Annotated in this window: 9 protein-coding genes; 5 read left to right on the plus strand and 4 right to left on the minus strand. The window is 61.4% G+C overall.

The window, feature by feature from the left end; translation table 11 throughout:
- Positions 1–73: 73 nt before the first annotated feature.
- Positions 74–706: a TetR family transcriptional regulator gene (locus tag ACP7C6_RS14980; protein ID WP_010212311.1), complete on the minus strand. Its 633-nt coding sequence runs from the start codon at positions 704–706 to the stop codon at positions 74–76.
- A 286-nt stretch (positions 707–992) separates the two neighbouring features.
- On the opposite strand from ACP7C6_RS14980, the gene ACP7C6_RS14985 reads away from it, so the two are divergent.
- The 5 genes from ACP7C6_RS14985 (at position 993) to ACP7C6_RS15005 (ending at position 9,166) form a co-directional block, all read left to right on the plus strand.
- Positions 993–2,141, plus strand: coding sequence for an efflux RND transporter periplasmic adaptor subunit (locus ACP7C6_RS14985; RefSeq protein WP_028619280.1), 1,149 nt, complete (start codon positions 993–995; stop codon positions 2,139–2,141).
- 3 nt (positions 2,142–2,144) lie between these two features.
- On the plus strand, positions 2,145–5,306 hold the full coding sequence (locus ACP7C6_RS14990) for an efflux RND transporter permease subunit (protein WP_028619279.1): 3,162 nt from the start codon (positions 2,145–2,147) through the stop codon (positions 5,304–5,306).
- On the plus strand, positions 5,303–6,760 hold the full coding sequence (gene adeC, locus ACP7C6_RS14995; RefSeq protein ID WP_311894947.1) for an AdeC/AdeK/OprM family multidrug efflux complex outer membrane factor: 1,458 nt from the start codon (positions 5,303–5,305) through the stop codon (positions 6,758–6,760). The genes ACP7C6_RS14990 and adeC overlap by 4 nt, the downstream gene beginning before the upstream one ends.
- A 171-nt stretch (positions 6,761–6,931) precedes the next feature.
- Entirely contained in the window at positions 6,932–8,182 is a 1,251-nt protein-coding gene (locus ACP7C6_RS15000; protein WP_028619278.1) for an OprD family porin, read from the plus strand.
- A gap of 84 nt (positions 8,183–8,266) precedes the next feature.
- Entirely contained in the window at positions 8,267–9,166 is a 900-nt protein-coding gene (locus ACP7C6_RS15005) for a polysaccharide deacetylase family protein (protein WP_068935542.1), read from the plus strand.
- Between the two features lie 133 nt (positions 9,167–9,299).
- On the opposite strand, the gene pcaC is transcribed toward ACP7C6_RS15005, so the two are convergent.
- The 3 genes from pcaC to ACP7C6_RS15020 form a co-directional block, all read right to left on the minus strand.
- The gene (gene pcaC, locus ACP7C6_RS15010; protein ID WP_068935540.1) at positions 9,300–9,698 is read right to left on the minus strand and encodes a 4-carboxymuconolactone decarboxylase; all 399 of its coding nucleotides are present in this window, start codon (positions 9,696–9,698) and stop codon (positions 9,300–9,302) included.
- Positions 9,699–9,903: 205 nt separating this feature from the next.
- Complete coding sequence (pcaD, locus tag ACP7C6_RS15015) at positions 9,904–10,695, minus strand: 3-oxoadipate enol-lactonase (protein WP_028619275.1); 792 nt, start codon at positions 10,693–10,695, stop codon at positions 9,904–9,906.
- Positions 10,696–10,705: 10 nt separating this feature from the next.
- Positions 10,706–12,061 carry a 3-carboxy-cis,cis-muconate cycloisomerase gene (locus ACP7C6_RS15020; protein WP_068935538.1) on the minus strand — a complete coding sequence of 452 codons (1,356 nt, stop codon included), beginning with the start codon at positions 12,059–12,061 and terminating at the stop codon, positions 10,706–10,708.
- Positions 12,062–12,065 lie beyond the last annotated feature (4 nt).

Raw genomic sequence — 12,065 nt, forward strand, 5'->3', positions numbered from 1 at the left:
ATCAGGCGGAAGGACGATTGACTGTCCTTAGGCTTTACTGTTGACACAACCTGATGCAATTACGCATTTTGTCTCAATTGCGCAGGCTGGGGCTCCAGCGCAGCATGTCCAGCCCGGCATCCACCCAGCGTTCGGCTTCCTGATGCAGTTGGAAGCTGTCGGGAACCAGCAGCCACTGGCCGATCAGCCCGTTGATGTAGGCGTGGATGCACACCGCGCCACGGGTGGTATCGAGGTTTTCCGGCAGTTGCCCGCGATGGACCGCGTTACGCAAGGTCAGGCCGATGCGCAGGTTGCACTCCAGGCTATGGGTCTGACGTTGGCGACGCATATCGCACATTTCATCGGTGAATTCGCACTTATGGAACAAGATCTCGTTGATGCGCCGGGTTTTCGGGTCCAGGGCCACTTGATGAAACAAATGAATCAACAGCTTGCGCATGCAGCCCAGCGGGTCGAGTTCATCCTCGCTTTCACTCGCCCTGGCCAACTCGTCCAGCGGCTCATGCAGCGTGTCGAGCAACGCCTGGAGCAAATCGGATTTATTGCTGAAATGCCAGTAGATGGCACCGCGCGTCACACCGGCCAGCGCGGCGATGTCCGCCAGCGTGGTCCGCGCGACGCCGCGCTCATAGAAGGCTTGCTCGGCGGCTTGAAGAATCTGGCTGCGCGTTTCCTGAGCTTCCTCTTTGGTGCGACGAACCATGGCAGTACAACCTCAATCAGGACACTTGAGACTATCGTTAACGCAGAATTAACCGTCGGTAACGATCATCCGAATATTTGTGGGACGACACCGTCATGGGTGCCGAACGTAATGAAATCGAGGCTTTGGGCGTTGCTTTGTCAACATTCCGCGCAGCCTGTCAAGAGTTTACAAACAACCATGAACGTAAGTATATTGCGTAGCAAGCTACTTATCCAGTCAGTGCTTGTTTTTTACCCTTCCACACTTCTTGTGCGCATTCTGCGCGCCTGACTCGAGGATCTTCATGCAACTTAAGCCAGCTGTTACCGCTCTGGTCACTGCCGTCGCCCTGGCATCGCTGCTCAGCGGATGTAAAAAGGAAGAAGCGGCTCCGCCCGCTCAAACCCCTCAGGTCGGCGTGGTCACCATTCAACCGCAAGCCTATACCCTGACGTCCGAGCTGCCAGGCCGCACCACCGCCTACCGCATCGCGGAAGTTCGCCCACAGGTCAACGGCATCATTCTCAAGCGCCTGTTCAAGGAAGGCGGCGACGTGAAGGAAGGGCAACAGCTCTACCAGATCGACCCGTCGGTGTACGACGCCACCCTGAAAAGCGCACAAGCCAGCCTGACCCAGACCAAGTCCATCTCCGACCGCTACAAGCAGTTGGTCGATGAACAAGCCGTCAGCCGCCAGGAATACGACACCGCCGTCGCCAACCGCATGACTGCGGAAGCAAACGTTCAAACGGCCCAGATCAACGTGCGTTACACCAAAGTATTCGCGCCGATCTCCGGGCGTATCGGCCGCTCTTCGGTGACCGAAGGCGCGCTGGTCAGCAATGGCCAGACCGATGCCATGGCCGTGATCCAGCAACTGGACCCGATCTACGTCGACGTCACGCAGTCTTCGGCCGAAATGCTGAAACTGCGCCGTGACCTGGAAAGCGGCCAACTGGAAAAAGCCGGCGCCAACGCCGCCAAGGTCAAGCTGACCCTGGAAGACGGCAGCGACTACGGCCAGGACGGCAAGCTTGAATTCTCCGAAGTGTCGGTTGACCAGACCACCGGTTCCGTGACCCTGCGCGCCGTGTTCCCCAACCCTGACCACACGCTGCTGCCGGGCATGTTCGTACACGCCCAACTGCAAGCTGGCGTCAACAGCAAGGCCATCCTGGCACCCCAACAAGGCGTGACCCGCGATATCAAAGGTATCCCGACCGCGATGGTGGTGAACAAGGACAACAAGGTCGAGCAGCGTCAATTGGTGGCCAACCGCACGGCCGGCGCCTACTGGCTGGTGGAAAAAGGCCTGAACGCCGGTGACCGCGTGATCACCGAAGGCCTGCAATTCATCAAGCCGGGCATCGAAGTCAAGGTCAAGGACGCCGACAACGCCAAGCCTGCCGGTTCTGCTCCAGCTCCTGCTGCCGCTGCTGGCCAGGGGGAGTAACCCATGTCGAAATTTTTTATCGACCGTCCCATTTTCGCCTGGGTAATTGCCCTGGTGATCATGCTGGTCGGGGCACTGTCGATCCTGAAGTTGCCCATCAACCAATACCCGGCCATCGCGCCAACCGCCATCGACATCCAGGTGACCTACCCAGGCGCGTCCGCACAAACCGTGCAGGACACCGTGGTGCAGGTGATCGAGCAACAGCTCAACGGTATCGACAACCTGCGTTATGTCGCCTCGGACAGTAACTCCGACGGCAGCATGACCATCACCGCGACGTTCAACCAGGGTACCAACCCGGACATCGCCCAGGTTCAGGTGCAGAACAAGCTGAACCTGGCGACCCCACTGCTGCCGCAAGAAGTGCAGCAGCAGGGTATCCGCGTGACCAAGTCGGTGAAGAACTTCCTGATGGTGATCGGTCTGGTGTCGGAAGACGGCAGCATGACCAAGGACGACTTGTCCAACTACATCGTGTCCAACATCCAGGACCCGATCTCGCGTACCGCGGGCGTCGGTGACTTCCAGGTGTTCGGTTCGCAGTACGCCATGCGTATCTGGCTCGACCCGGCCAAACTGAACAACTACCAGTTGACCCCGGTAGACGTCAGCACCGCCATCTCGGCCCAGAACGTACAGGTGGCCACCGGTCAACTGGGCGGTTTGCCTGCCCTGCCCGGCACCCAGCTGAACGCGACCATCATCGGCAAGACCCGCCTGCAGACTGCCGAAGAGTTCGGCAAGATCCTCATGAAGGTGAATGCCGACGGCTCGCAAGTGCGCCTGCGTGACATCGCCCGCATCGAACTGGGCGGCCAGAACTACAGCATCAGTGCACAGTTCAACGGCAAGCCGGCTTCCGGCATGGCGATCAAGCTGGCATCGGGCGCCAACGCCCTGGACACCGCCAAGGCCATCCGTGCCACCGTGGCGTCCCTGGAACCGTTCTTCCCGCCAGGCATGAAGGCCGTGGTGCCGTATGACACCACGCCAGTCGTGACCGAATCGATCTCCGGTGTAGTCCACACCCTGGTCGAGGCGATCGTGCTGGTGTTCCTGGTGATGTTCCTGTTCCTGCAGAACTTCCGCGCCACCATCATCACCACCATGACGGTACCGGTGGTATTGCTGGGTACCTTCGGGATCCTGGCCGCGTTCGGCTTCACCATCAACACCCTGACCATGTTCGGCATGATCCTGGCCATCGGCTTGCTGGTGGACGATGCCATCGTGGTGGTGGAAAACGTCGAGCGGGTCATGGCCGAGGAACACCTGTCGCCGAAAGAAGCGACGGTGAAATCCATGAGCCAGATCCAGGGCGCCCTGGTGGGTATTGCCCTGGTCCTGTCGGCGGTACTGTTGCCGATGGCGTTCTTCGGCGGCTCTACTGGTGTGATCTACAAACAGTTCTCCATCACCATCGTTTCGGCCATGGCGTTGTCGGTACTGGTTGCCCTGATCTTTACCCCGGCGTTGTGCGCCACCATGCTCAAGCCGATCGACCCGGAAAAGCACGGCCAACCCAAGCGTGGTTTCTTCGGCTGGTTCAACCGCACTTTCGACCGTGGCGTACTGAGCTACGAGCGCGGCGTGGGCAACATGATCAAGCACAAGTTTCCTGCATTCTTCGTGTACCTGATCATCTTCGCCGGCATGATCTGGCTGTTCACCCGCATTCCAAGCGCGTTCCTGCCAGAAGAAGACCAGGGCGTGATCTTCGCCCAGGTGCAGACCCCGGTCGGCTCTTCGGCTGAACGTACGCAGAAAGTCATCGACGACATGCGTGCCTTCCTGCTGCACGACAAGGAAGGCGAGCCGGGCGAAGGCAAGGCTGTGAAGTCGGTATTTACCGTAAACGGCTTTAACTTCGCCGGCCGTGGCCAGAGTTCGGGCCTGGCATTCGTGATGCTCAAGCCGTGGGATGAACGCGATTCTTCCATGTCGGTATTCGAGGTTGCCAAGCGTGCCCAGGGTTACTTCTTCGGGGCCTTCAAGGACGCCATGGTATTTGCCATCGTGCCGCCTTCGGTTCTGGAATTGGGTAACGCCACCGGTTTCGACGTGTTCTTGCAAGACCAGGGCGGTGTCGGCCACGAAAAACTGATGGAAGCGCGCAACCAGTTCCTCGGTGCGGCAGCGCAAAGCAAGATCCTGGCCGGTGTGCGCCCCAACGGCGTGAACGATGAGCCGCAGTACGAGCTCACCGTCGACGACGAGAAGGCCAGCGCCCAGGGAATTACGCTGTCGAGCATCAACCAGACCCTGGCGATCGCCTTGGGTGGCAGCTACGTCAACGACTTCATCGACCGTGGTCGAGTGAAGAAGGTGTACGTGCAAGGCGAGGCCGCTGGCCGCATGTCACCGGAAGACCTGGACAAATGGTACGTGCGCAGCGACTCCGGGAAGATGGTGCCGATGTCGGCCATTTCCTCGGGCAAGTGGATCTACGGTTCGCCGAAGCTGTCGCGGTATAACGGTGTAGCGGCGATGGAAATCCTCGGTACCCCGGCTCCGGGCTACAGTACCGGTGACGCCATGGCCGAAGTCGAACGTATCGCCAAGGAACTGCCGGCCGGTATCGGCTACGCGTGGACCGGCCTGTCGTACGAAGAACGTCTGTCCGGCTCCCAGGCGCCTGCGCTGTATGCATTGTCGCTGCTGGTGGTGTTCCTGTGCCTCGCGGCCCTGTACGAAAGCTGGTCGATCCCGATTGCGGTGGTACTCGTTGTGCCGCTGGGCGTGGTGGGTGCGTTGATCGCTACCAGCATGCGCGGGCTGTCCAATGACGTGTTCTTCCAGGTGGGCCTGTTGGTGACGGTGGGCTTGGCGGCGAAGAACGCCATCCTGATCGTGGAATTCGCCAAAGAGCTCCACGAACAGGGCAAAGGCATCGTCGAGTCGGCCATCGAGGCGTCCCGCATGCGTCTGCGTCCGATCATCATGACCTCCATGGCCTTCATCCTCGGCGTACTGCCGCTGGCGATCTCCTCGGGCGCTGGCTCAGGCAGCCAGCACGCCATCGGTACCGGCGTAATTGGCGGTATGATCACGGCCACTGTCCTGGCGATCTTCTGGGTGCCATTGTTCTTCGCAACCGTATCCGCTGCTGGCGAACGTAAAAAGACTGACACTACTGAAACTCCTAAAGAGGCTGGCCAATGAGCAAGTCGCTACTTTCCCTAGCCGTCACGGCATTCGTGCTCAGTGGCTGCTCGCTGATACCTGACTATCAGCGCCCCGAAGCGCCGGTGGCCGCACAGTTCCCGCAGGGGCCGGCGTATTCGTCGGCCCAGGCGCCGAGCCAGGCCGCTGCCGAGCAGGGCTGGAAGCAGTTTTTCCATGACCCTGCCCTGCAACAGCTGATCCAGACCGCGCTGGTGAACAACCGCGACCTGCGTGTCGCGGCCCTGAACATCGACGCCTATGCCGCGCAGTACCAGATCCAGCGCGCCGACCTGTTCCCGGCCGTGTCGGCCACGGGCAGCGGCAGCCGTTCGCGTACGCCGGCCCGCCTGTCGCAGACCGGCGAATCGACCATCAGCAGCCAATACTCGGCCGGTCTCGGGATCAGCTCCTATGAGCTGGACCTGTTCGGTCGCGTACGCAGCCTGAGTGAAGAAGCCCTGCAAAAGTACTTCGCCACTGAAGAAGCGCGGCGCAGTACCCAGATCAGTCTGGTGGCCAGTGTGGCCAATGCCTACCTGACCTGGCAGGCCGACAAGGAACTGCTCAAGCTCACCCAGGACACCCTGGATGCCTACGAGCAGAGCTTCAAGCTCACCTCGCGCAGCAATGAAGTCGGCGTGGCCTCGGCCCTCGACCTGAGCCAGTCGCGCACCTCGGTGGAAAACGCCCGGGTTGCCCTGGCGCGTTATACCCGCCAGGTGGCCCAGGACGAAAACAGCCTGACCCTGCTGCTGGGCACCGGCCTGCCGGCGGATATCGCCAGCAAGCCGCTGTCGGATGACCTGCTCAGCGAAGTGCCGGCCGGCTTGCCGTCCGACCTGCTGCAACGTCGCCCCGATATCGTCCAGGCCGAGTACAACCTCAAGGCCGCCAATGCCAACATCGGCGCGGCCCGAGCGGCGTTCTTCCCGAGCATCACCCTGACTGCCAGTGCTGGCACCGCGAGCCCGAACCTGGGCGGCTTGTTCAAAGGCGGTTCGGGCACCTGGTCGTTCGCCCCGCAGATCAACATCCCGATCTTCAACGCCGGCAGCCTGCGCGCCAGCCTGGACTACTCGAAGATCCAGAAAGAGATCAACGTGGCGAACTACGAGAAGGCGATTCAGACCGGCTTCCAGGAAGTCTCCGACGGTCTCGCCGCACGTGAGACCTACAAGCAGCAACTGGATGCCCAGCGTGGCTTCGTCGCGGCCAACCAGGATTACTACCGCCTGGCCGAGCGTCGCTACCGCATTGGTGTCGACAGCAACCTGACGTTCCTCGATGCCCAGCGCCAACTGTTCAGTGCCCAGCAATCGCTGATCACCGATCGCCTGGCGCAGCTGACCAGCGAGGTCAACCTGTACAAGGCCCTCGGCGGCGGCTGGAATGAGCAGACCGCGAAGAATGAGCCGTTGAAAGAAGAAGCACCGGCGCTGAAGTTGTTCTGATAGCACCTACGTCAACAAAGCCCACCTCTTGGTGGGCTTTTTGTTTTCAGGGGTGACCAACTTGCGTTCGATCATCGCCCACAACCCGCTCTCCCCCACTTTCATCGCCCCCATACCGCCCCGCACCATGGCCGCCACCTGCATAAACCCAATAACAACAGGTCAAACACCATGAGCACTTTCCACCCGCGCCGGCTCTTGCTGGCAACCGCTGTCGCCAGTCTCGCCCTGCCCGTCGTCGCTGAAGAACACGGCTTTCTCGAAGACGCCAGCGCCAACCTCAACCTGCGCAATTTCTTCTTCAACCGCAACTACACCAACCCCACCAAGGCCCAGGGCGGCGCGCAGGAGTGGACGCAGAGTTTCATCCTCGATGCCAAGTCTGGCTTTACCCAGGGCACGGTGGGGTTTGGCGTGGATGTGCTGGGGTTGTATTCGTTGAAACTGGATGGCGGACGCGGCACCGGGGGTACCCAACTGTTGCCGTTGGACCGTGATGGCCGCCCGGCGGATGAATTCGGGCGTCTAGGGGTGGCGTTCAAGGCGCGTATTTCCAAGACGGAAGTGAAGGTCGGCGAGTGGATGCCGGTGCTGCCGATCCTGCGCTCGGACGATGGCCGCTCCCTCCCGCAAACCCTGCGTGGCGGGCAAATCACCTCGAAAGAAATCGATGGCCTGACCCTCTACGGCGGCCAGTTCCGCGCCAACAGCCCGCGCGACGACAGCAGCATGACTGACATGTCGATGTTCGGTAAAACCGCGTTCACCTCGGACCGCTTCAACTTTCAGGGCGGCGAATACGCGTTCAACGACAAACGCACTCAGATCGGCCTGTGGAACGCGCAGCTCAAGGACATCTACAGCCAGCAGTTCGTCAACCTGATCCACAGCCAGCCTATCGGCGACTGGACCCTGGGCGCCAACCTGGGTTTCTTCTACGGCAAGGACGACGGCAGCGCCCGCGCCGGCGACCTGGACAACAAGACCTGGTCCGGCCTGTTCTCCGCCAAGTACGGCGGCAACACCTTCTATGTGGGCCTGCAAAAACTCACCGGCAACAGCGCGTGGATGCGCGTCAACGGCACCAGCGGCGGCACCCTGGCCAACGACAGCTACAACTCCAGCTACGACAACGCCCAGGAAAAATCCTGGCAAGTACGTCACGACTACAACTTCGCCGCCCTCGGCGTGCCCGGCCTGACCCTGATGAACCGCTACATCAGTGGCAGTAACGTGCACACCGGCACCATCACCGACGGCAAGGAATGGGGTCGCGAAACCGAAGTGGGCTATACCGTACAAAGCGGCGTGGCCAAAAACCTCAATGTGCGCCTGCGTAACTCCAGCATGCGCCGCGACTACAGCAACAATGAGTTCGACGAAAACCGGTTGATCGTCAGTTACCCGATAAGCCTGCTGTAAACCATCATTGACCTTGCTGTATGGTGCGCGCCTGCCGCTGCTGAGCTGAATCAGCAGCGGCTTTCATTCGAGCCCGCGCACACCATGAAATCCTTCGCTTATGCGTCCGCCCTGCTAGCCCTGGCCCTAAGCCTCAGCGGCTGCATCGGCGCGCCCATTGCCCTCACGCCGCAAACCGAGCAACGCCTGCAAGCCCAGGCGCCGATCCGCTTCCTGCTGACCTTCGATGACGGCCCGAGCGCGTCGGGCTACAACAACCCGAGCCGGTCGGTGATCGCCGACCTGGCGCAGAACCCGGTGCTGCCGGGGATCAAGGCGGTGTTCTTCTTGCAGACCGAAGCAGCCCGTTCCGGCGGCAGCGCAAGGGGCCGCAAGACCATGCAGCGCGAGTATGCGGCCGGTCACATCCTGGCCTTCCACACGGCCACGGGGTTTCACACCAACCACCGCTGGCTGAACGATGCCGAACTGGAAAGCACCCTCAGCCAAGGCGCCGCCGATATTGCCGCGATCACAGGCGCGCCGCCGGTGCTGGTGCGCCCGCCGTTCTGGAATTACGACCGACGCACCTTCGCCGCCTACCAGCGCCATGGCATGCACGTATTACTGACGGACCTGAGCGCCAATGACGGCAAGATCTGGGGCTTCAACGGCAGCCCGCGCCGCCGAGCCAATTTATACCGGCAACTGTCGGTGGTGCGCGAGCGCATTGCGTTGGGTGAGTTGCCGACAGTGGACGGGGTGATACCGGTGGTGGTGACCTTCCACGACATCAACCGCTACACCGCGCGGCATATGCAGGAGTACTTGCAGATCCTGCTGGACAGCGCCCGGATCAACGGCATGAAGACTGCCGCCGAGCCCTTCTACACCGACACCGCCCAGCTACAGCGCGCGGCGTTGGCGCGTACGGTCAAGGAGGTGAGTGAAGAGGTGCATCTGCCAGGCGTGTGGAATTGGGTGTGGGACGCCGACTCCCACTGATTTTTGAAACCCTGTAAAGATTAACTGTGGGAGCGGGCTTGCTAGCGAATGCGATGTGTCAATCAGCACAGGTATTAACTGAACCACCGCTTTCGCGAGCAAGCCCGCTCCCACATTTTTACTGTATTTCAACTCAGTCAGCCTGGCGCGACTCGATACCCAACTCATCCCACACCGACTCCGCCAGGTGGAACGTCGCATTCGCCGCCGGGATCCCGCAGTAGATCGCGCTCTGCATCAGCACTTCCTTGATCTCGGCACGTGTCACGCCATTGCTGGCGGCGGCGCGCAGGTGCAGCTTGAGTTCTTCGCTGCGGTTCATGCCGATCAGCATGGCAATGGTGATCAGGCTGCGGGTGTGTCGGGGCAAGCCGGGACGGGTCCAGATGTCACCCCAGGCGTGGCGGGTGATCATTTCCTGGAATTCACTGTTGAATTCGGTCAGGGCATTGAGGCTGCGATCGACATGGGCATCGCCCAGCACTTCACGGCGCACTTGCAGGCCTTCGGCATAACGTTGTTTCTCGTCCACGACAAATTCTCCGTATTCAAATCGATTACTTGTGGTGAGCGGGCTGGTCCCGCGCTGGGCTGCGGAGCAGCCCTAAAACCTGACAACTCCACGTTCAACTGAAAAAGTGCGTCGCCTTTATTGGGGGCGCTTCGCGGCCCAGCGCGGGGCAAGCCCGCTCACCACAGCAAGGCTGCTCACCACAACAAGCTCCCTCGCCGCAGGTTTAATGCACCAGCAGAAACTCCAGCACGCGGTCGCTGAACGCCGCACCGGCCTGCACATTGGACAGGTGCGCCGCATAGAACTCGGCGTACTCGGCACCCTTCACATGGTTTTGGATAAAGTGACCGCCGGCCGGCGGTGTGACGGCATCTTCAGTGCCGGCAACGACCAGGGTCGGGACTTTGATTGAAGCCAGTTGCTCACGGAAATCCGCATCACGCACCGCCGCGCAGTTGGCGGCATAACCTTCGGGTGAAGTGACCGCCAGCATGTCGGTAATCTGCTTGGCCTGGTGCGGGTTGGCCGCTGCAAAGTCTGCGGTGAACCAGCGTGCAATCGATGCATCGCGCAGCGCCACCATCGCCGCCGCCCCATCACGCAGCACCATTTCAATGCGCGGGTTCCACACCTCGGGCGTGCCGATCTTTGCGGCGGTGTTGCACACCACCAGGCGCTGCAGACGCTGGCCAGCATGGATGCCCAGCCATTGGCCGATCAAGCCGCCCATGGACAGCCCACAGAAATGCGCGCGTTGGATATCCAGAGCATCCAGCAGCGCGATCACATCCTGACCGAGTTGCTCGATGCTGTAGGGGCCTGGAGTCACCAGGGACTTGCCATGGCCACGGGTATCGAAACGCAGCACGCGAAAATGTTGGGTGAAGACCGGGATCTGGATGTCCCACATGTGCAGGTCGGTGCCCAACGAGTTGGAGAGCACCAGCACGGGCGCATCCTTAGGCCCGTCCAATTGGTAATGCAGTTCGCCCTCGGCGAGTTGTACAAATGCCACGATGGTCTCCTCAAGCAAAGTGTTCGGCTACGGCGCGGGTGACCCAAGTGTGGGCCTGGCCCAGGTAGTGGGCGGGATCAAGCAAACGGTCCAACTCAGTTGCAGACAACTCGGCGGTGACCTGTGGCTCATCCGCCAGTACCGCCCGCAGGTGACGGCCCTCTGCGACGGCACGCTTGCAGCACTGCTCCAGCAGATGGTGCGCGGTTTCGCGGCCCAGGCGCTGGGCAAGCACGATGCTGACGGCTTCGGCCAATACCAGGCCTTGGGTCAGGTCGAGGTTCTGCGCCATGCGCTGCGGGTCGACTTCCAAGCCTTCGCTCACCAGCAACGCCTGTTGCAACGCACCGGACACCAAGCGGCAGATTTCCGGCAGGGTTTCCCATTCGGCATGCCACAGGCCCAGGCTGCGTTCGTGCTCTTGGGGCATGGCGCTGAACATCGTCGAGACCAGGCCCGGCACGCGGGTAGCGGCGCTGATCAGCACCGCCGCGCCCACCGGGTTGCGCTTGTGCGGCATGGTGGACGAACCACCCTTGCCCGGTGCGGACGGTTCAAAAACCTCGGCGGCTTCGGTCTGCATCAACAAGCTGATATCACGGCCCAGCTTGCCCAGGCTGCCGGCGATCAGGCCGAGCACGCTGGCGAACTCCACCAAGCGATCCCGTTGGGTGTGCCAGGGTTGTTCGGGCAAGGTCAGTTGCAACTCAGCCGCCAGCGCTTCGGCCACCGGCATGGCCTGTTCGCCAAGCGCTGCCAAGGTTCCGGATGCACCACCGAATTGCAGTACCAGCAAACGCGGTTTCAACTGCGCCAGACGCTGGCGATTGCGGGTGACAGCGCCCAGCCAACCGGCGATTTTCATTCCCAGGGTGACCGGCGTCGCATGCTGCAACCAGGTACGCCCGGCCAATGGCACGCCGGCATAGCGCTGGGCCTGGGCGGCAAGAGTGTCGCCCAGACGCATCAAATCCGCCTCGATCAACCCCACCGCCCGCTGCAGTTGCAGCACCAGGCCGGTGTCCATCACATCCTGGCTGGTCGCGCCCAGATGCACGTAGCGCTCGGCCCCGGCATCTTCACTGGCAATCAACTTGCCCAGCGCCTTCACCAGCGGAATCGCCGAATTCCCCGCCGTGGCAATCGCCACGCCCAGGGCATCCACGTCGTACAACGACGCCAGGCAGGCCTGGGCAATCGGTGCGACGGCGGCCTGGGGAATCAAGCCGACCTGGGCCTGGGCCCGGGCCAAGCCCGCTTCAAAATCCAGCATGCCCTGCAAGCGTCCCTGATCGCAGAACACCTCGGCCATGCTGCCCGCCGTGAAGTAAGCGTCGAACAGTTGATTGCTCGTGCGCAGCGTCATAACG

Origin of the sequence: Pseudomonas sp. TWR1-1-4, assembly GCF_049897165.1 — a bacterium.
Taxonomy (GTDB): Bacteria; Pseudomonadota; Gammaproteobacteria; order Pseudomonadales; family Pseudomonadaceae; genus Aquipseudomonas; species Aquipseudomonas canadensis.

What these genes read in the sequence shown, in the direction of transcription:
- ACP7C6_RS14990 (WP_028619279.1), top strand. Translation starts at nt 2,145, where the DNA reads ATGTCGAAATTTTTTATCGACCGTCCCATTTTCGCCTGGGTAATTGCC.
- adeC (WP_311894947.1), top strand. Translation starts at nt 5,303, where the DNA reads ATGAGCAAGTCGCTACTTTCCCTAGCCGTCACGGCATTCGTGCTCAGT.
- ACP7C6_RS14985 (WP_028619280.1), top strand. Translation starts at nt 993, where the DNA reads ATGCAACTTAAGCCAGCTGTTACCGCTCTGGTCACTGCCGTCGCCCTG.
- ACP7C6_RS15005 (WP_068935542.1), top strand. Translation starts at nt 8,267, where the DNA reads ATGAAATCCTTCGCTTATGCGTCCGCCCTGCTAGCCCTGGCCCTAAGC.
- ACP7C6_RS15000 (WP_028619278.1), top strand. Translation starts at nt 6,932, where the DNA reads ATGAGCACTTTCCACCCGCGCCGGCTCTTGCTGGCAACCGCTGTCGCC.
- ACP7C6_RS15020 (WP_068935538.1), bottom strand. Translation starts at nt 12,061, where the DNA reads ATGACGCTGCGCACGAGCAATCAACTGTTCGACGCTTACTTCACGGCG.
- ACP7C6_RS14980 (WP_010212311.1), bottom strand. Translation starts at nt 706, where the DNA reads ATGGTTCGTCGCACCAAAGAGGAAGCTCAGGAAACGCGCAGCCAGATT.